This window comes from Lysobacter gummosus, from assembly GCF_001442805.1.
Taxonomy (GTDB): Bacteria; Pseudomonadota; Gammaproteobacteria; order Xanthomonadales; family Xanthomonadaceae; genus Lysobacter; species Lysobacter gummosus.
In genome coordinates, this window is the sequence record NZ_CP011131.1 from 608,126 (window position 1) to 628,563 (window position 20,438).

10 protein-coding genes are annotated in these 20,438 nt (G+C 66.8%); 8 read left to right on the top strand and 2 right to left on the bottom strand.

All coding sequences use genetic code 11. The annotated features are described in order from the left end of the window. Positions 1–289 precede the first annotated feature (289 nt). The 4 genes from ppc (at position 290) to fghA (ending at position 5,881) form a co-directional block, all read left to right on the top strand. On the top strand, positions 290–3,028 hold the full coding sequence (gene ppc, locus LG3211_RS02400) for a phosphoenolpyruvate carboxylase (protein ID WP_057945219.1): 2,739 nt from the start codon (positions 290–292) through the stop codon (positions 3,026–3,028). A gap of 380 nt (positions 3,029–3,408) precedes the next feature. Next, entirely contained in the window at positions 3,409–3,684 is a 276-nt protein-coding gene (frmR, locus tag LG3211_RS02405) for a formaldehyde-responsive transcriptional repressor FrmR (protein ID WP_057941434.1), read from the top strand. 121 nt (positions 3,685–3,805) lie between these two features. Next, positions 3,806–4,915, top strand: a complete 1,110-nt coding sequence (locus LG3211_RS02410; protein WP_057945220.1) for an S-(hydroxymethyl)glutathione dehydrogenase/class III alcohol dehydrogenase — start codon at positions 3,806–3,808, stop codon at positions 4,913–4,915. A 135-nt stretch (positions 4,916–5,050) separates the two neighbouring features. Continuing rightward, positions 5,051–5,881 carry an S-formylglutathione hydrolase gene (fghA, locus tag LG3211_RS02415; RefSeq protein WP_057941435.1) on the top strand — a complete coding sequence of 277 codons (831 nt, stop codon included), beginning with the start codon at positions 5,051–5,053 and terminating at the stop codon, positions 5,879–5,881. Positions 5,882–6,393: 512 nt separating this feature from the next. Here the strand turns inward: fghA and LG3211_RS02420 are convergent. Both LG3211_RS02420 and LG3211_RS02425 read right to left on the bottom strand, forming a co-directional pair. Then, complete coding sequence (locus tag LG3211_RS02420; RefSeq protein WP_057941436.1) at positions 6,394–7,536, bottom strand: efflux RND transporter periplasmic adaptor subunit; 1,143 nt, start codon at positions 7,534–7,536, stop codon at positions 6,394–6,396. Next, complete coding sequence (locus LG3211_RS02425) at positions 7,533–10,736, bottom strand: efflux RND transporter permease subunit (protein ID WP_083512261.1); 3,204 nt, start codon at positions 10,734–10,736, stop codon at positions 7,533–7,535. Before LG3211_RS02425 ends, LG3211_RS02420 begins: the two co-directional genes overlap by 4 nt. A gap of 579 nt (positions 10,737–11,315) precedes the next feature. On the opposite strand from LG3211_RS02425, the gene LG3211_RS02430 reads away from it, so the two are divergent. The 4 genes from LG3211_RS02430 to LG3211_RS02445 all read left to right on the top strand — a co-directional run bounded on the left by LG3211_RS02430 (position 11,316) and on the right by LG3211_RS02445 (position 20,235). Then, on the top strand, positions 11,316–12,272 hold the full coding sequence (locus tag LG3211_RS02430) for an AraC family transcriptional regulator (protein WP_057941437.1): 957 nt from the start codon (positions 11,316–11,318) through the stop codon (positions 12,270–12,272). A gap of 636 nt (positions 12,273–12,908) precedes the next feature. Then, positions 12,909–13,379 carry a hypothetical protein gene (locus LG3211_RS02435; RefSeq protein ID WP_148648705.1) on the top strand — a complete coding sequence of 157 codons (471 nt, stop codon included), beginning with the start codon at positions 12,909–12,911 and terminating at the stop codon, positions 13,377–13,379. A gap of 518 nt (positions 13,380–13,897) precedes the next feature. Further along, the gene (locus LG3211_RS26950) at positions 13,898–17,164 is read left to right on the top strand and encodes a S8 family serine peptidase (protein WP_148648706.1); all 3,267 of its coding nucleotides are present in this window, start codon (positions 13,898–13,900) and stop codon (positions 17,162–17,164) included. A 674-nt stretch (positions 17,165–17,838) separates the two neighbouring features. Next, positions 17,839–20,235: a S8 family serine peptidase gene (locus LG3211_RS02445; protein WP_057941440.1), complete on the top strand. Its 2,397-nt coding sequence runs from the start codon at positions 17,839–17,841 to the stop codon at positions 20,233–20,235. Positions 20,236–20,438: the final 203 nt, after the last annotated feature.

The following is a 20,438-nucleotide window of genomic DNA, read 5'->3' on the forward strand; positions in this document are numbered from 1 at the left end:
CGCGTTCCTTGCGAAAGGGAGGGGCGAAAACGGGCGACAGTGTCACGGTTTGGCGGCGCCCGCGCCAGAGGGGAGGGCGGCCGTTCGTCGCCTCGGGGCGGACGGGGCCGGAGTAGAAACGAGTGCGCAGGAGTGAGGAGTGAGTAAAAGCGAGAAGCGGCTTGCGCTCGCTTCTACTCACTCCTCACTCCTCTCCACTCGTTCCTATCGTTTCACCTGCAACCAAAGCATCACCAGCAACTTGCTGCAATGCACAAGCCACTGAGATAGCCTTGACCGGATGAACGTCATGAACGACACCAGCGACGAACCCCTGCGCGCGATCGACTTCGCCTCCACCGACGCGCTGCTGCGCGACGACGTCAAGATGCTCGGCGCGCTGGTCGGTGAGATCCTCGCCGAGCAACGCGGCGACGGCTTTCTCGACGACGTCGAACGCCTGCGCCGCGCCGCCATCCGCCGCCGCGAAGCGCAAGCGCCGATCGCCGCGCTGGCCGATGCGCTGGCCGATATCGACCTGGATCAGGCCAGCGATCTGGTGCGCGCGTTCGCGACGTATTTCCAGGCGGTCAATCTGGCCGAACGCGTGCACCGCATCCGCCGCCGCCGCGACTACGAGCGGCGCGGCGCCGATCCCCAGCCCGGCGGGTTGCGCGATGCCATCGCCACGCTCGCGCGCCTGGGCGTCAGCGCGGAGGAAGTCGCCGCCTTGCTGCCGCGGCTGCGGATCGAGCCGGTGTTCACCGCGCATCCAACCGAAGCGGTGCGACGCGCACTGCTTGAAAAAGAAAGGACGATCGTCGGCTGTTTAGTAGCCGACATAGACCGAGGCCGTACCCCACCCGAACGCCGCGCCGACCGTGAGCGCATTCGCCTGGCCCTGACCGCGAGCTGGCAAACCGCAGAAGCGCCCGCGGCCAAGCCCAGCGTCGCGGATGAGTTCGAGCACGTCGGGTTCTATTTGTCCGACGTGCTCTACCGCGTGCTGCCGGTCTACTACGAAATGTTCGAAGAAGCGCTGGGCGAAACCTACGGCAGCGCCGCCGCGCTGCCCGACGTGCTCGGCTTCGGCACCTGGGTCGGCGGCGACATGGACGGCAATCCCAACGTCGGCGCCGACACCATCGCCGCGACCCTGGCCGGACAGCGCGCGCTGGTGCTCAACGCCTATCGCCGCGATCTGGCCTCGATGGCTGAGCTGCTGAGCCAGTCGGTCACCCGCGTGCGCGTGGACGACGCGGTGCTGGCGCGGGTGGAAGACTATCGCTACCAACTGCCGAAGGCCGCCGCGCTGCTCAAGCCGCGTCACGCCGACATGCCGTATCGCAACCTGCTCGGGCTGATGGCCGCGCGCCTGCAGGCGACCAGTGACGAAAGCGTGCACGGGTATCCCGACGCCGCCGCGTTCCTGGCCGACATCGTGCTGATCGAACGCAGTCTGGCCGCGAACCAGGGCGAACACGCCGGCGGTTTCGCGGTGCGGCGCCTGCGCCGTCGCGCGGAATGCTTCGGCTTCCATCTGGCCAGCCTCGACCTGCGCCAGGATTCGGGCACGCACGACGCCGCGCTCGCCGCGCTGCTGGATCTGCCGCAGTGGGAACAGATGGACGTGGCCGCGCGCGCCGCGCGCCTGCACGAGTTGCTCGACGGCGAGGCGCCGCCGGCGCGCGCCGCCGCTGCGGTCGCGCAGCCGACGCTCGATGTGTTCCGCGCCGTCGCCCGGCTGCGGCCGCGTTACGGCGAGCGCGCGTTCGGGCCGTACATCGTCAGCATGAGCCGCAGCGCCGCCGACGCGCTGGCGGTGCTGGCGTTGGCCAAGACCGCCGGCTGCCTCGACGGCAGCGGCCGCGTGCCGCTGGACGTGGCGCCGCTGTTCGAAACCGTCGATGACCTGGACGCCGCCGCCGATACCCTGCGCGCCTTGTTCGCCGATCCGATGTACCGCGCGCATCTGCGCGCGCGCGGCGATCGCCAGGTCGTCATGCTCGGTTATTCCGACAGCGCCAAGGACGGCGGCATGGTCGCCTCGCGCTGGGCGCTGCAGCAGACCCAGATCGCGCTGACCGCGCTGGCCCACGACAGCGGCGTGCGCATCGCTTTCTTCCACGGCCGCGGCGGCTCGATCAGCCGCGGCGGCGGCAAGACCGAGCGCGCGGTGATCGCCGCGCCGCGCGGCTCGGTCGATGGCTATCTGCGCCTGACCGAGCAGGGCGAAGTCATCCATCGCAAGTACGGCATCCGCGCATTGGCGCTGCGCAATCTGGAACAGACCACCGGCGCGGTGCTGCGCGCGACCCTGCGGCCGCGTCCGCCGGAACCGCGCGAAGCCGGCTGGCGAAGCATCGCCGGCGATCTGGCCGACACCGCGCGCGCTCACTACCGCGCGCTGGTGCACGAAGACGCGGCGTTCCCGGCGTATTTCCGCGCGGCCACGCCGATCGACGTGATCGAGCGGCTGCGGATCGGCTCGCGCCCGGCCAAGCGCGCCGGCGCCGGCGATATTTCTTCGTTGCGCGCGATTCCATGGGTGTTCGCCTGGTCGCAGAACCGCGCCGGGCTGACCGCGTGGTACGGCGTCGGCACTGGCCTTGCGCAGGCGCTGGACCGGCACGGCCGCGAGACGCTGGCCGAGATGGCGCGCGACTGGCCGTTCTTCGGTACCTTGATCGACGATCTGGAAATGGTGCTGGCCAAGTCCGACCCGGCGATCTTCGAGCGCTATTCGATGCTCGCCGCCGGTCTGGCCGAGGGCGATCTGCATACGCGCTTCCATCCGGGCATCGCGCAGGAGTTCGAACGCACCCGACATGCGGTGTTGACGATCAAGGGCAGCGATGAATTGCTGGCCGGGGATCATCGCTTGCGGCAGTCGATTCGTTTGCGCAATCCGTATGTCGATCCGATCAGTCTGTTGCAGGTCGATCTGCTCGCGCGCTGGCGCGCGGCGGGGCGGCAGGAGGATGCGTTGCTGCAGGCGCTGGTGGCTACGGTCAATGGGATCGCGGCTGGGGTGCAGAACACGGGTTGAGGGGTTTGGCATCTTTGGGATTGGAAGCGGCGCGCCTTTGACAGGCGCGCCGTTTTCTTTTGGAGCAAGAGCAAATCCCCCCTGGCCTTCCGGCCCGCAGGCATAGCCTGCGGGCGTTCAGTGCCGCGCGAACCTGCGGTTCGCAAGCGCGGCCCTTCACCCTTTTTCAAAGGGGGAATCCCTTCTGGGATGGGCGTCGAGGCCGGCGCCGCCAACCGGTGCCCCCTTTGAAAAAGGGGGCAAGCGCCCGATGCAGCACGAAGCCTGAGCATCCCCCAGCGCGGGGGATTGGCTCCGCACTCGCCAGCCCCAGCCCCCAGATCCTGATACTATCCCCCAGTATCCAGCGCCCGCCGCCCGCACTGCCCGAGGCCGCCTCAATGCCGCACACCCCTGCCGAAAAAAAAATCGTCCTCACCCGCGTGCGCCGTATCAAGGGTCAGACCGAAGCCCTGGAGCGCGCGCTGGAACAAGGCAGTCAATGCGCGGCCGTGCTGCAGCAGATCGCCGCGATCCGCGGCGCGATCAACGGACTGATGGCGCAAGTGCTCGAAAGCCATATCCGCGAAGAACTCGGGCAGGCGGTGGCTTCGCAAAAACATCGCAGCGCCAGCATCGACGAAGTCGCCGCGCTGGTGCGTTCGTACCTCAAATGAAGCCGTCGCGCATCACTGCGCGGCGCGACGTTTCACCGATAACCGCGGCACGCGCCGCACCGCATCCTTCCCGCCACACGGGACGCCACCGCAGGAGAGTTTCACCATGAGCAGCCGGGTCATCAAAAGCCGCGCCGCCGTCGCCTTCGCCGCCGGCCAGCCTTTGCAGATCGTCGAGATCGACGTCGAACCGCCGCGCGCGGGCGAAGTGCTGGTACGCATCGCCGCGACCGGCGTATGCCACACCGACGCGTTCACCCTCAGCGGTGACGATCCCGAAGGCCTGTTTCCGGCGGTGCTGGGTCACGAAGGCGGCGGTGTCGTGGTCGAAGTCGGCGAAGGCGTCACCAGCGTCAAGCCCGGCGACCATGTGATCCCGCTTTACACGGCCGAATGCCGCAAGTGCAAGTTCTGCCTGTCGGGCAAAACCAATCTCTGCCAGGCCGTGCGCGCAACGCAAGGCCGCGGCCTGATGCCCGACGGCAGCTCGCGCTTCAGCTACCAGGGCCAGCCGATCCATCACTACATGGGCTGCAGCACCTTCAGCGAATACACGGTGGTCGCCGAAGTGTCGCTGGCGGTGGTCAATCCCGAAGCGCCGCTGGAGAAGGTCTGCCTGCTCGGTTGCGGCGTCACCACCGGCATCGGCGCGGTGCACAACACCGCGAAAGTGCAGCCCGGCGATACCGTCGCGGTGTTCGGCCTGGGCGGCATCGGCCTGGCGGTGATCCAGGGCGCGGTGCAGGCCGAGGCCGGGCGCATCATCGGCGTCGATACCAACGCGGGCAAGTTCGAACTGGCCAAGGCGATGGGCGCGACGGACTGCGTCAATCCGAAGGACCACGATCGCCCGATCCAGGACGTATTGGTGGAGATGACCGACGGCGGCGTGGATTTCAGTTTCGAATGCATCGGCAACGTCAACGTCATGCGTTCGGCGCTGGAGTGCTGCCACAAGGGTTGGGGCGAGTCGGTGATCATCGGCGTGGCCGGCGCGGGGCAGGAGATCAGCACGCGTCCGTTCCAGTTGGTGACCGGGCGCGTCTGGCGCGGCTCGGCGTTCGGCGGCGTCAAGGGCCGCACGCAGTTGCCGGGGATGGTCGAGCAGGCGATGAAGGGCGAGATCGATCTGGACCCGTTCATCACCCATACGCTGCCGCTGGAGCGGATCAACGAAGCCTTCGATCTGATGCACGAGGGCAAGTCGATTCGCACCGTGATTCATTACTGAGCGCTCACGAGTGCGACGAAGCTTAAGCGCGGCAGCTGTTCCCTTCTCCCGCGAGCGGGAGAAGGTGCCCCGAAGGGGCGGATGAGGGCAGCCGCGCATCGTTGCCGCGCCGATCGGAAAACCCGAGAGAACACAATGGAAAAAATCGAATCCCACGCCTGCTTCGGCGGCCGTCAGCAAGTCTGGAGCCACAACGCGACCACGCTGGGCTGCACGATGCGCTTCGGCTTGTATCTGCCGCCGCAGGCCGAAAGCGCGGACTGTCCGGTGCTGTATTGGCTCTCGGGCCTGACTTGCACCGAGCAGAACTTCATCACCAAGGCCGGCGCGCAGCAGTTCGCGGCGCAGCACGGCGTGATCCTGGTCGCAGTCGATACCAGCCCGCGCGGCAAGGGAATTCCCGATGCGGACGGGTACGACCTCGGCCAGGGCGCGGGGTTCTATCTCAACGCGACTCGGCCCAAGTGGGCGGCGAATTTCCGCATGTACGACTACGTGGTCGATGAGTTGCCGGCGCTGGTCGATGCGCATTTCCCGACCACCAGCGCGCGCGCCATCAGCGGGCACTCGATGGGCGGACACGGCGCGCTGACGATCGCGCTGAAAAATCCGGGGCGATATCGCAGCGTGTCGGCGTTTTCGCCGATCGCCGCGCCCTCGCATTCGCCGTGGGGCGAGAAAGCCTTCACCGCGTATCTGGGCGAGGATCGCGAGGCGTGGAAGGCGTGGGACGCGACGGCGCTGGTCGCCACCGCGCGCGAAAAGCTGCCGCTGTTGATCGATCAGGGCGGCGACGACGAATTCCTGGTGTCGCAGCTCAAGCCCGAGTTGCTGCGGGTGGCGTGCGAGGTGGCCGGGCATCCGCTGGAGCTGCGGATCCGGGCGGGCTACGACCACAGCTACTACTTCATCGCCAGCTTTATCGGCGAGCACATCGCGCATCATGCGAAGGCGTTGCGTGGGTGATGCCGTGCCTCCGCGAAGGTAGGGGGCCGGACGAGGACACGCGGTCGAGCAAAGCGTTGCGTAATTGCTCTGCTTCTCCCGCGAGGCGGGAGAAGGTGGCCCGGAGGGCCGGATGAGGGCGCGCGAATTGCGGCAATGACGGTGTTGGCGGCAGCGCGTGCCCTCACCCCAACCCTCACCGGCCCAAACGCATAGCGTTTGGGCGTTCGCGGACGCGCGAGCCGATGGCTCGCAAGCAGCGTCCACTCACCCCGCGCCCCGAAGGAAATCACCTTGGGTGGCAAGCGGAAGAGGGGAGCACGCGGTCGAGCAAAGCGTTGCGTAATTGCTCTCCTTCTCCCGCGAGGCGGGAGAAGGTGGCCCGGAGGGCCGGATGAGGGCCCGCGAATTGCGGCTACGGCGCTATTGACGGCTGCACGTGCCCTCACCCCAGCCCTCTCCCGCAAGCGGGAGAGGGAGAGGGAGAGGGAAGCGGTGACTCATGCTCGCGGTTGCAAGCGTGTGTAACCGCCTTACGACTTCTTCGGCGGCGGCAATGCCTTCGCATTGACCTTGTTGCCGTCGGCCAGCATCGCATTGGGCGCGAGCACCACGGTGTCGCCCGGGTTGACGCCGCTGAGCACTTCGACCTCGTTGCCCAGGTTGCGGCCCAGGGTGACGTCGCGATAGGCCAGGGTCGAATCGTTCTTCAACGTCACCACCTGGGTTCCGCTGCCGCGCTGGATCACCGTGGACACCGGCAGCACCACCGCCGGCGCCGCACGCGGCAGGTGCAGACGCGCGGTGCCGACCATGCCGGCGGGAATGCGGCTGTCGGGGTTGGGCAGGCGCAGCTCCGTGCGCATCACGCCGGCGTCGCGCGAGAGGTTGCGCGCGCTGCGCGCGACCTGGGCCTTGAAGCTCTGCCCCGGCAGTTCCGGGAAACTGACTTCCGCTTCCAGGCCGTTCTCGATCTGCATCGACACGTTCTGCGGCACGTCCACCACCACTCGCAACGGATCGAGCACCGCCACCTCGAACATCGGCACGGTCGAGGACGCCGAATCGCCGACCACGCGATCGCCGCGTTCGACGTTGCGCGCCACCACCACGCCCGCGAACGGCGCGCGCACCGACTGGAACGCCTGCCGTTCCAGCGCCGAGGTCAGCCGCGCCTGCGCGGCGTTGCGCGCGGCGACGGCGACGTCGTAGTTGCCCTTGCGATCGCTGAAGTACTCCTTCGACACCGCGCCCGAGCCGATCAGCGACTGCGCGCGGTCGTAGTTGACCTTGGCCAGTTCCTGGTCGGCGCTGGTCTGCGCCAGCACCGCGCGCGCTTCGCGCACCGACTGATCGATTTCCGGCGCCGAGATCGTCGCCAGGACTTGCCCGGCGGCGACCTTGTCGCCGAGTTCGACCTTGCGCTCGCTGACGAAACCGGTGGCGCGCGCGTACAGCTGCGCCGACTCGCCGGCCTGCGCGCGCGCGGGCAGCGACAGGTCGTAGGCCGCGTCGGCGGCCTTGGCCTGCACGGTCAGGACATCGGGCACGGCGCTGGCCGGGGCCGACTCGGCCGAGCTGCGGCCGCAGCCGGACAGCACGGCGAGCAGCGCGGTGGAAACGGCCAGGGCCAGGGCGATGCGGATCAGCTTGGCTTGAGGCTTAGAGCGATTCATGGAGCGACTCCTGCGGGGGTGCCGTTCGGTTCGGTCGCGCCGTCGGCGTCGACGTCTGCGACAGGTTTGCGACGGCGGCCGACGACGGCCAGGATGGAAGGAACGAGGATCAAGGTAGCCGGCGTGCCGAACAGCAGGCCGCCGATCACCGCGCGGCCCAGCGGCGCGTTCTGTTCGCCGCCGTCGCCCAGGCCGATGGCCATCGGGATGATGCCCAGGACCATCGCGCTGGCGGTCATCAGCACCGGGCGCAGGCGCACCGCGGCCGATTCGTACGCGGCCAGTTCCGGGTCGTGGCCGTCGGCGATCAGGCCGCGCGCGAAGCTGGTCACCAAGACCGAGTTCGCGGTCGACACGCCGATCACCATCATCACGCCCATCAGCGCGGGCACGCTGAGCGGCGTGCCGGTCACCCACAGGCCGACCGCGGCGCCGGCGATGGCGATCGGCAAGCCCGACATCGCCACAGCCGGTTGAATCCACGACTGGAAGTTCACCACCAGCACCAGGAACACCAGGATCGCCGACATCACCAGGCCCGCGGCGAGTTCGCCGTAAGCGCTCTGCATCTCGCCGGCCTGGCCGACGATCTCGATGCGGTTGCCGGGCTTGAGCTTGGCGTTGAGCTCGGCGGTGATCTTCGACAATTGGTCGTAGACCGAACCCAGATCCGTGCCTTCCACGTTGGCGATCACGCTGATGGTCGGCGCCAGCGTGGTGCGGGCGATGCTGGCCGGCACGTTGCGCGGCGTCACGGTGGCGATATTGCGCAGCAGCACCGCCTCGCCGTTGGCGCCGATGCGCAGCGGCGAGTTCATCAGCTGATCGATGTTCTGCATGTTGTTGAGCGGCGCCTGCACCTGCACGGTGTAGGCGATGGCGTTGACGGTGTCGGTCCAGTACACCGGCGACACCGTGCCGGCCGAACCGAGCACCGCCAGCACCGCGCGCGCGGCCTGCTGCGCGTCCAGGCCGAGCTGGGCGGCGCGGGTGCGGTCGATCTTGACCTGATACTCGGGCAGGTCCAGCACCTGCCGCAGCGAGATATCTACCGCGCCGGGCACCTGGTGCAGGCGGCTTTCGATCTCGCGCGCCAGCGCCATGTTGCCGGGCACGTCGCGGCCGATCAGGCGCACTTCGAACGCGGCCGCGGCCGAACCGGCCAGGGTGCGGCTGGTCGCGTCCGGCGGGCGCTCGAACAGCTTCACCTCGGGGAAGCGCTCAGCGATGCGCTTGCGGATCTTGACCAGGTAGTCGTGGCTGTTGGCGTGCGGCGAGCGCAGCTGCAGCATGATTTCGGCTTCGAAGGAACCCACCACCGTGCTGTCCACCAGCGACAGATTGATCGCGTCGGGCACGCCGATCTGTTCGTAGACGGTCTGCAGTTCCTGCGGCGGGATGATGCTGCGGATCTCGCGCTGGATCTGGCTGAGCTTGGCCGCGGTTTCCTCCAGGCGCGTTCCGGTCGGCAGGCGCACCTGCAGGCGCAACTGGCCGGCATCGACCTGCGGGAAGTATTCGCGGCCCAGCGAGGCGGCGGCGAGCGCGCCCACGCCGAACACCAGCAGCGCGACGATGGTCAGCACCGCGCCGTGATGGCCCAGCTTGACCAGCAGCGCGTGGTGCTTGTCGCGCAGCGAGTCCAGCGCGTGCTCGACCTTGTGGTTGATCTTCAGCAGCAGCTTTTCCGGCGCCCAGCGCGGATTGGCGCGGCTTTGGATGTCGGCCGGCAGCAGCAGGTAGCACAGCACCGGGATCAGCGTGCGCGAAAGCAGGAACGAGGCCAGCATGGCGAAGATCACCGCCAGCGCCAGCGGGGTGAACACCCACGCCGACAGGCCGGTCATCAACAGGATCGGCGTCAGCACGATGCAGATCGAAATGGTCGAGACCATTTCCGGGAACACCACTTCCTTCGCGCTGTCCAGGATCGCGGTGCGCACGTCCTTGCCCAGGGCGATGTTGCGGTTGGTGTTCTCCACGTCCACCACCGCGTTATCGACCAGGATGCCGATCGCCAGCGCCAGGCCGCCCAGGGTCATGACGTTGAAGGTGTAGCCCAGCAGATGCAGCATCGCGACCGAGGCCAGCAGCGCCAGCGGAATCGCCGACAGCACGATCATGCTCGAACGCCACGAGCCGATGAACACCAGCACCACCAGCGCCACCAGCAGGCCGACCAGCACCGCTTCGTGCTCGATCGAACCGATGGCGTTATCGACGAACACCGACTGGTCGAAGATCGCGTGGATGCGCGTGCCCGGCGGCGCCGAGGCCTCGATCTCGGGCAGGCGCTCGCGCACCGCGCGCACGATCTCGACCGCGGACGCGCCGCCGAGCTTGATCAGCGCCACCGACACCGCGCTGGAACCGTCCATGCGCGCCACGTTGGTCTGCAGCGCGCCGCCGTCGCGCACCGAGGCGACATCGCGCACGTACAGTACCGTGCCGCCGCGCTGGGCGACCGGGATGTCGAGGAACTCGGCCGCGCTCGCCGGGCTGGTGTCGATGGAGATCTGCATCTCGCGCCCGCCTTCGCGGATCGAACCCGACGGCAGGGTCGGGCTGCCGCGTTCGAGCGCGCTGGTGACGTCGGCCGGGGTCAGGCCGTAGGTCTGCAGCTTGGACGGGTCCAGATCGACCATGATCTGCCGCGGCGCGCCGCCGTAGGGCAGGGTCATGCGGATGCCGGGAATGGTCTGGATCTGCGAGCGCAGTTGCAGGCGCGCGTAGTCGTACAGCTGCGCCTCGGTCAGCGAATCCGACGACAGCACCAGTTGCAGCACCGGCGTGCTCGACACGTTGTTGCGCACCACCAGCGGCGGCGAGGTACCCGGCGGCATGCGCCGCAGGATCGTCTGCGAGACCGCGGTGATCTGCACCAGCGCGCGGTCCAGGCTGACCGTGGGCTGGAAGTCGATGCGCACGATGCTGGCGCCGTTGAGCGTTTCCGAGCGCACCTCTTTCAGGTCATCGACCGTGTTGAGGATCGCCGCCTCGGAGAACGAGGTCATCTTCGCCGCGACGTCGGCCGCCGGCAGGCCGCTGTAGGTCCACACCAGGTTGATCGACGGAATCCCGACTTCGGGCAGGATGTCGGTGGGCATCTTGCGCGCCGACAGCACGCCGAACAGCAGGATCAGGATCGCCAGGACGCCGATGGTGTAACGGCGGCTCAGCGCGTATTGAACAATCCACATCGTGAGAGGGTTCCGACGGCTGGATGAGTGGTGCGAAGTGTCCGCGCGGAAGGTCCGGGTTGCAGCCGTACCGCGTGGAAAGGTTCGTATGCGTGCCGCAACGCTGCGGGCGCCTGAATGCATGGCCGTGCGGCCAGAACAGGCACTTTAGGCGGCGCGGACAAACGCGGCGCTGTCGCTTGGCTGACAAAATCGTCAGTCGCGAGCGCAAGCGCTCGAATGCATCGGCCTGGGGAGGGCGATCGTTCCCCGCTGGGTTTGGGCCTCGCTGGGTGACAGGGCGGCGGCGCTCGCTGCGCCTGCCCGTCCGGACCGCTCCGGGGCCGGCGCGCCGACCGCGGCCGCCGGCGGCCGCGCGGGGCGGGACGTCGGGGCCGGGTCGCCGCCCATCGGCCCGGCCTCCGTTACCAAGGAGTGACGGGTCGCTGGGGGAGTGCGATTAAAGTAGTCCCTGAACCGCCGTCGCGTTAGTACATTACTGTCGCATCATTGCCTATTTCTGCAATTCAGCCGAAGTGGCACAGTCTCAGGCCAGATTCATACCGATAATCCCAGCAACCCGACTCCCCCCGGGAAGCCATGAACGCCAATACTTCTGCTGAATCGATCGCGCACCGAGGCAGTTGCGCCGCGCAGGCCGAACTGGTCGATCGGATTGCCCGATTAACCGACGGCGGCGGCGACGGTGTCCACAGCACCGTCGTGCGGCCGCTGCACCTGATCCGCATGAGCGGCCCGACCGAGTGCTCGCCCTCGGTCTACGAGCCGCGTCTGTGCGTGGTCGCGCAAGGGCGCAAGGTCGTGACCCTGTCCGACCGCACCTATCACTACGATCCGCTCAACTATCTGGTGGTGTCGGTGACCTTGCCGATGATCGGACAGATCGTCGAAGCCACGCCGGACAAACCGTATCTGTGCCTGCGCATCGACATCGATCCGGCCGAGATCGCGCGATTGATCGTCGACGCCGGCCAACCGCTGGCCAGCGATACCGGCCGCGAAAGCAACGGCGTCGACCTGGGCCTGTATGCGGCCAAGGTCAACAAGACACTGATGGACGCGGTGCTGCGGCTGATGCGATTGCTCGACACGCCGCAAGACCTGCCGGTGCTGGCGCCGATGGCGCTGCGCGAGATTTTCTATCGCGTGCTGATGGGCGACCTGGGCCATCGCCTGCGCGCGCTGGCGGTCACCGACAGCCGCTCCAGCCGCGTCGCCAAGGCGGTCGCAGTGCTGCGCCAGCGCTATCTGCAGCCGCTGTGCATCGAAGACCTGGCCGACGAAGTGCACATGAGCACCTCCTCGCTGCACCACCAGTTCAAGGCGGTGACGACGATGTCGCCGCTGCAGTTCCAGAAGCACCTGCGCCTGCACGAAGCGCGCCGGCTGATGATGGTCGGCGGCATCGAAGCCGTCGCCGCGGCCCATCGCGTGGGCTACGAAAGCCCGTCGCAGTTCTCGCGCGAGTACAAGCGCCTGTTCGGCGCGCCGCCGCGGTCGGAAGTGGTGTTGGCTCGGGGTGCGCCGCAGGGGTGAGGTGGGGCGGGCTGCCGGGCTTCGGCGCTGGAGCCCTCGGTTTCGAAATGCCTGCCGGCGATGGTCAGACTGGAAAATCTGCAGTCATGGAAGGGGATGCCTATTTCAGGCTTTTGAGGATCAACTGATGCCTGTTGTCGACATTGAAGACGCAACGACCTTGGCCAAAGAGCATGTTGAAGTTTTATCGCGAAGGGCCGGGGCGAATTTTGTGCTCTTAGAGGACGAGGTGGAGGACGTGGATCAGGGCTGAGTCTTCTACTACAACTCGGAAGAGTTTGTCAGGACCAGAGAGGACATGGCATCCCTGGTCGGAAATGGTCCTATTTTGGTAACACGAGAAGGGGCGTGGTGGAGTTGTCGAGTGCCTATCCGCTGGATCAGGCCTTGCGTCTTATCTGATTCGGGAGTTCGCGTAGTGCCTATCAGGTTGCGCTCTTTACCAGTGCCGCGCGCCGCAGCGTGAGGCGGCTTGCGTTGCTTCGTCGCGATCTGCCGTGGCTGACGGCGAGCTTGTGCGATGCAATGACATTGATGGAAGGGAAATCCCGATCACTCGATCCTGAGTGGCCCGTTCTTGCGGCGCTCGGGCAACTCGGTGGTGGTGCCGCCACGGCGGCGTCCGGAGAGTGATAAATGACGGAACTGATTTATCCGGAAGGACTCGACAGCATGTGGCTCGCATCGGACCAAGACGGCCGGGTTGCGCTTTTTACCAGTGCTGGATGCGGGCCGATTCCCATGTCGTTCCTGGCCGCTCTCAAAAAGAAGAGCGTCGTCGATATCGAGCCCTTGATCTGGGCCATGCCGGTCGTTTCCCGCGTTGACAGCCTTGAGCCCGCTTACTCTCAGCTTGATTCCGTATCGCTGGGCGAGAGGGGGTTCTTCGTATACGACTGGATCGATTTCTCCAATGCAGCCTCGTTCGAGGATGTGGGATATCAGCTTGTCGTAGTGCCGGATCCGCCTTTGGACATCGAGTCTCTCGCAGATCCGCTATTTGCCATCGCGCATGCGACGAGTGCTGGTCGCAGCTTCGAGTCGTTGTCTCGTTGGGATTTCAGAGAGAGCGTCGAGTGTCTTTCTGGCGAGGGTTTCCGAGCGTAAGGGGCGGAAGTCGATGTCTTGTTGAGCGAGAAGGAATCCAGCAGACGCAAGCGATGCGCCGCCGCGGTCGGAAGTGGTGTCGGCTCTGGGGGCGCCACAGGGGTGAGCGCTTCGCGTATTCGTGTCGCCGGCGTCTTTTGCGTTTTATCCCAGTTGTGCCGGCCGCCTCGGCAAGGCTGAAAAATTCCGCCATGCGGATGCGCGCGCGCGACCAAGCCGAATGATCAACGCAGACTCGGCGCGACACCCCATGTGCTTCGTCATTGCGAATCATTCCTTGATGCCGCATCGCTCATAGCGAATCGTTCTTTGGAATTACGACGCGTCTGATAGCAGGACGCCGTCCGGAACGCGTTGAATTGCGGCGGGGCGCACGAAACCGCGGGGTTTCGGCGACGTTCCCGAGGTAACCGTTCGCCGATCCCTGAAGCCTTCTCGCGGCCTTGGCAGCGCTGTGGGCGCGTGCCCGGCGCCGGATATGCGCGCTTGCAGCCATCAGCACTAAGGAACTCACAAAAATGAAGAAGATCCCCTGCAAAAAAATCGCAATGCTCGGGCTGGCCAGCGCCTGCGCCGCTACATTGTTGTGGACACAGACGCCTCTGGGCGCGCGGACGCAAGCTCCTTCCGCGAGTGATGGCGATGCATCGTCCACTGGCGTGGGCGGCGCGCCCGATGCCGATCCGCATGCGCCGGTGCGTCTGGCGGCGGCGGTCGCGCCGGTGCCGCGCAATGCCGCGCAAGCCAAGTTGGGCAGCGGCCAGTTGCTGCAGGCGGTGCAATGGTTCGCTCATAACGCCATGTCCGCGGCAGGGGGAAGCGGCGGGCCGGCGCTCGGCGCGGCTTACAGCGCCACCTCCGTCGCGGCGCAGATCGCGGCTCTCGACCGGGCCGGCCTGCCGGCGGCGTATCGCGACGGCGAGAAGGTCAAGATCAATATCCGCCTGGCGCTGCCGTACGCGCAGATCGCCGATGCCGGTCTGCTGGACCGGGCGACTTCGGGCCTGCGCGAAACCATGCTCGCGGCCGGGCTGGAAGCACGCGCCATCGCCGGCTCGCCGACGCTGGAAGCGCTGGTGCCGCTGGCGCGCCTGGAATCGGTCGCGGCGCTGGCCGGTGTCGCGCAGATCCGTCTGATGACGCTGCCCGATCTCAAGGTGACCAGCGATGGGCTCGATGCCAGCGGGGTAAGCAATTTGCGCGCCCTGGCCAACTACGGCAATTTGGCCGTGGAATTTCGCGATACGAATAAAACCGTCGCGATCATCGACAAGTTCGGCTCGGTCGATCTGCAGGCTCTGCAACTTGCCAAAAAATGGCCCAAGAACACGCAGGAAGTAACCGATAAGCTCGTGCAGATCAACAGCGCCATTGCGTTCGGAAGCGGCGACGCGCTCCAGCATGGCGATGGCGTGGTCCAGTACGTCTACGGCGTGGCGCCGAAGGCGAAGTTTCGCCTGTACGACATAGTGCAGGCCAGCGATTGGGGCAAAGCCGTCCGGGACGCGGCCAATCTCGACGCGCTCAACCAGGTGCTCGGCGCGCCGCGTGCGCGGCTGATCGGCTTGCCGCTGGAAGCGCTCGGGGAATCGGGCGCCGGCGTTATCGAGGGGCTTTCCGATGCGATCGCCGCGGCCACCGCCAACGGCGCGCAGATCATCAAATCCTCCGACAGCGAAAGCCTGGAGGCGTTCGACGGCACGGACAAGACCGTCGCGATCATCGACCGGTTCAGCTCGGCGCATCCCCCAGCGCTGCAACTTGCCGGCAAGTGGCCCACGAACACCGAAGCGGTGCCCGACAAGCTCGTGCAGATCGCCGGCACCGCTGTGTTCGGAAGCGGCGAGGCCAAGCATGGCAATGAATTGGTCGAGGACGTCTACGGTCTGGCGCCGAACGCGAAGTTTCGCGTTTACGACATAAGGCAGGCGAGCGACTGGGTCGGCGCGGTCCGCAACGCGGCCAATCTCGACACGCTTAACCGGGCGCTCGGCGAGCCGCGCGCGCAGCTGATCGGTTTGCCGCTGGAGGCGTTTGGAGGGAGCGGCGGCGTCACTATCGCGGGGCTTTCCGCTGCCATTGCCGCGGCCACCGCCAACGGCGTGCAGATAGTCAAATCCTCGGGCAAAGAACTGCGCGGCGAGAATATGGCCATCGCCATCATCGACACGTTCGACTCGTCCAACATCGCCGCCCTGCAGAACGCGGGCGAGTGGCCGAACAACAGCGCGACGGTGACCGACAAGCTCGTGCTGACCGCGAGCGCGGACGGCGTAACGTTCGGGGCGAGCAGAAGCAAACACGGCAACGCGGTGACCGAGATCGTCTACGACATCGCGCCGGACGCGAAATACCGCTTGTACGACACGAGCAGCGGGATCGGCGGCTGGGTCCGTGCGGTCCAGGACGCGGCCAATCTCAATGCGTTCAATCAGGTGCAGGGCGAGCCGCGAGTGCAGGTGATCAGCGTCTCGATGGGCGTGAACGGGGCGTCTTCCGGGGATGGCACAGGCGAAGGCAGCGACCTCAGGGGGCTTTACGAGGCCATCAGCGCGGCCAATGCAAACGGCGTGCTAGTGATCAACGCCGCGGGCAACGAGGCCCGGTCGTACTGGGACGGCGAGAGCTCGGCCGGCGCGGGCAACGCGGTCGCGCAGGATTTCGTGCGCGGCAATCGCGACGGCACCGGCCGGGAGATCATCGACGACATCAATATCCTGCGCCGCAATGCCAGTTGGGGCGATTGCGTTCCTGTCGGCATCGCCGATCGCGGTGTCGCGGACCGTTACGCGTTCAATCTACGGATGACGTGGAACAACTGGAGCACAGGCGCAGGCAACACCACGGCCGACTACCGGCTCGAGTTGGTGCGCTGGGCCGACCAGACCACCACACCCGCAGGCGCGGTGATGCCGGCCGGATGGGTCGTGGCGGCGCAGTCCGACAACGCGCAGACCGGCGCGTTCGGCCAGACTCCGTCGGAAGGGATCGATTACGCGGCGCCCGTGGCAGCAAGGACTGCTCGTTGCGACAATGTGCTGTCGGGCGCGGGGAGCATCGAAGGCAGCCGGTACGCGGGCGGCGGGATGTTCGGCGTGCGGATCGTCCGCAAGTCGCCCAATACGGCCAACTTCCTGCGCCTTTTCACCGATGACTACCAGCCGAGGTATTCGGTGTCCGATCGCTCGTTGATCGCGCCGGCGGATTCCGCCGACGTCATCAGCGTGGCGGCGCTGGCCGCGGCGACGTCCGGGCTCGAGGCCTATAGCTCGCGCGGCCCGATACTCGCCCCCGGCGGCGCGCCCACGACCACCCAGGCGGTGGGCAACGCCAAGCCCGACCTGGCTAATTTCGCCAACGTCGATACGGTGTCCTATGGCAATAACGCATTCAACGGCACCTCCTCGGCGACACCGCACGTCGCCGCTCTGGCCTTGCTTGGGCTTCAGCACCAGATGCAGCTGGCCAACGCGACAAAGCCGGCGCCGACGTCCGACGTGGTCACGTTGCAGCGACGTCGCAACGATCTGGCCGAAGCGACCTATGGATCGTTGCTGACGATCGCAGGCACGGGCGGAAACGATCTGGGGCCGGCCGGATTCGACAGTGGCTATGGCAGCGGCCGCTTGAAATTCCATGCGGCGTCGAAGTCGTGCTTCCTGTCGGTGCTGTACAGCGAGAGCAACCGCGCGCTGTTGCCGGCGCAAGCCAATCCGCTGCCGCCTGACCAGAAGAGCTACAGCCAGCTGCTGGCCCAAAGCAGCGAGGCGTGCGCGGCGCGTTGACGACATAGTCCGCCGGCCCCGGCCGCATCCGGCCGTTTCGAAGGCACCGGACTTTGGTCCGGTGCCTTTCTTTGTCGCGATGGCGCTTTAAGCGAGGCGGTATCCAACAGCCGTAAGTGATGCGTCGTGCTTGCCTCTGCCTGGCGATATTGCGTTACTTCGGTTCAGTGCATTCATCATCATCGACTTGGCGACGGGTCGCGCACCGCCGCGAGCGATCGACTTATCGACCCGCACATCGACTCGATATTCATCGGGTACGTCAGCGCGCATTTCCGCGCCTCTGGTTCCAGGAAAAACGTTTCGACCGGATTCGAACCCGCACTTGCGCCACGCGCGCGTCGATAACGGATCTCCATCGCGAATCGAATCCATCTCGCCTGCGAAAACAGGGTAGGGAGCCTGGCGCGCACCTGCGTTGATGCGCGCTGCGCGTAAGAAATCTTTATGAAATTTCGTGCTGTACGAATGCATATTGAGTGATGGGGGGGTGTAGTTCTTTTTGCGTTTGAGGATTGAGCGTGCCGAGAACGCCTCTCTCCCCACCCTTATCGGCGCGCCGCCATCGCTGTTCCATTTCTCCGCATCAAGGTCCGTATGCCTTGGCCGTGGCGGGCGCCTGCGCCCGGCGGCAGCGGGTGACCATGTCTGAAATCAGCATCAGGAATGAACGAATGAAGAAGATGTCTTCGAAGAAATTCGCCGTGCTCGGCCTCGCCGCCGCTTGCGCCACGGTGTTGGTGTGGTCGCGGCAGCAGACGCAGGCGCCGGATGCCGCGTCGGTCGGCGCGCTCGCCGGCGCCAACGCCGCCAGCGTCGCCGCCGGTTCGGTGTACGCCTCGATGCAGCCGGTGGCGATGAACGCGCCGACGCCGCGCAACGCCGCGCAAAGCAAGCTCGGCGCCGGCCAATTGTTGCAAGCGGTGCAGGCCTTGTCGCAATCGCAGAGCCAGAGCGGCGGCGCGTCCGCACCGTCGGCGTCTTCGCAGCGCGGCCCGGCGTATCGCGGCGCTTCGGTGGCCGAGCAGATCGCCGCGCTCGACCGCGCCGGCATTCCCTCGCGCTTTCGCGATGGCGAGAAGGTCAAGGTCAACGTCGATCTGTCGCTGACCTACGATCAAGTGCAGAACCCCAGCCTGCTCGACCGCGCGACCGCGTCGCTGCGCGAGACCTTGCTTGCCGCCGGCATGCAGGCGCATCAGATCAACGGCTCGCCGAGCATCGAAGCGTCGGTGCCGCTGGCGCGCCTGGAATGGGTCGCCGGCCTGCAGTCGGTCGCGCAGGTGTCGTTGATGACGATGTCGCAGACCACCGCCTTCAGCGACGGCGCCACCGCCAGCAACATCGATCAGCTGCGCTCGCTCGGCAATTACGATCAGCTCGCCGCCGGCTTGCGCAGGGAGCTCAACGGCGAAGGCCTGACCATCGCCATCGTGGATCACTTCAACAATCTCAACGGCGCGGTCCAGGCGCTGCAGGACGCCGCGGAGTGGCCGCAGAACAGCGACGTCGAAGCCGACAAGCTGACCCTGACCGCGTCCACCAGCGGCGCCTTCGGTTATCGCGGCGCGGCGCACGGCAACGCGGTCACCGAAATCGCCTACGACATCGCGCCATCGGCCAAATTCCGCCTGTACGACAACACCGGCGCCGCCGACTGGGTCAGCGCGATCCAGGACGCGGCCAATCTCAACGCGCAGAACGTGGCGCAGGGCGAGCCGCGCGCGCAGGTCATCACCGCGTCGCTGGGCTTCAACCTCGCCGCGCCCGGCGACGGCACCGGCACCGGCAGCGATCTCAAGGGCCTGTACGACGCCATCGACGCGGCCAAGAACAACGGCGTGATCGTGCTCAACGCCGCCGGCAACGAGGCGCAGGTGCATTGGGACGACGATAGCACCGCCGGCGCGGGCGTCAACGTGCTGCAGGATTTCCTGGTCGGCAATGTCGGCGCCAACGGCGCGGCGATCGTGGAAAGCATCAATCCGCTGACCATCGGCGGCCGCTACGACGGCTGCATCCCGGTCGGCGCCAGAACCCAGAAGGACCGCGACACCTTCGAGTTCAACCTGTGGCTGGGCTGGAACGACTGGACCAGCGCGAACAACACCACCAACGCCGACTACCGGCTGGAGCTGGTGCGCTGGGCCGACGCGGTCACCCGCAACGGCCGCGTGGTCACGCCGGCCGGCTGGGTCGCGGTGGCGCAATCGGATTTCGCCCAGACCGGCGCCGCCGGTCAACAGCCGCTGGAATTCATTTCCTACCAGGCGCCGGCTGCGACCAGGACCACCGCCTGCAATGCGCAGGGCTTCGACCCCGCGCGCTTCGCCGGCGGCGGCAAGTTCGGCGTGCGCATCACCCGCAAGACCGCGGGCGTGAACAACTTCCTGCGCCTGATGAACTCGGGCTACAACTTCCAGTACGCGCAGACCGCGCGTTCGCTGATCCATCCGGCCGATGCGGCCAGCGTGATCACGGTGGCGGCGCTGGATGCGGCGACCTCCAATCTGGAAGCCTACAGCTCGCGCGGCCCGGTCCTCGGCGCCGGCGGCGCGCGTCCGGCCGGTCAGGCCGCGGGCAACGCCAAGCCCGACCTGGCCAACTTCGCCAACGTCGATACGGTGTCTTACGGCGATAACGCCTTCAACGGCACGTCCTCGGCGACGCCGCATGCGGCCGCGCTCGCGCTGCTGGGTCTGCAGCATCAGCGTCAGCTGACCGACGCCACCGTGCCGGCGCCGTTGCCGGCCGATGCCACCGCGCAGCAGAAGGCCGAACGCGCGGCCTTGCTCACGCAGCGCAACGTCAACCTGGCCGATGCCACCTACGACGCGCTGGTCTATGTCTCCAGCACCGGCGGCAACGACCTGGGCGATGCCGGCTTCGACGCCAGTTACGGCAACGGACGCCTGAAGTTCCACGCCAACGCCGAGTCGTGCTTCCTGTCGGCGACCTACGATGCGAAGTATCGCTCGCTGCTGCCCGCGCAGGCCTCGCCGCTGCCGGCCGGACAGAAGAGCTACGAGCAACTGCGCATCGACAACAGCGCTACCTGCGCCGCGAACTGACGCGGCCCGGCCTTCGCCGCGGACTCGCGGCGAAGGCTTCCCCCATGCACCGGGCCTTGCGCCCGGTGTTTTCATTTTCTCGGTCGCGGTTGATCGCCGATGGCGCCGCGCAATGCCGCGCTGCAGCGCAAACAAGTCTTGCGCGCGCTCACCCAAGCTCACGAACGCACTACCCGGGCTAACCGTTTTCGCCGCCGGTCCGG

Coding starts and splice junctions, on each gene's coding strand:
- ppc (WP_057945219.1), top strand. CDS start 290: ATGAACGACACCAGCGACGAACCCCTGCGCGCGATCGACTTCGCCTCC.
- frmR (WP_057941434.1), top strand. CDS start 3,409: ATGCCGCACACCCCTGCCGAAAAAAAAATCGTCCTCACCCGCGTGCGC.
- fghA (WP_057941435.1), top strand. CDS start 5,051: ATGGAAAAAATCGAATCCCACGCCTGCTTCGGCGGCCGTCAGCAAGTC.
- LG3211_RS02420 (WP_057941436.1), bottom strand. CDS start 7,536: ATGAATCGCTCTAAGCCTCAAGCCAAGCTGATCCGCATCGCCCTGGCC.
- LG3211_RS02425 (WP_083512261.1), bottom strand. CDS start 10,736: ATGTGGATTGTTCAATACGCGCTGAGCCGCCGTTACACCATCGGCGTC.
- LG3211_RS02430 (WP_057941437.1), top strand. CDS start 11,316: ATGAACGCCAATACTTCTGCTGAATCGATCGCGCACCGAGGCAGTTGC.
- LG3211_RS02435 (WP_148648705.1), top strand. CDS start 12,909: ATGACGGAACTGATTTATCCGGAAGGACTCGACAGCATGTGGCTCGCA.
- LG3211_RS26950 (WP_148648706.1), top strand. CDS start 13,898: ATGAAGAAGATCCCCTGCAAAAAAATCGCAATGCTCGGGCTGGCCAGC.
- LG3211_RS02445 (WP_057941440.1), top strand. CDS start 17,839: ATGAAGAAGATGTCTTCGAAGAAATTCGCCGTGCTCGGCCTCGCCGCC.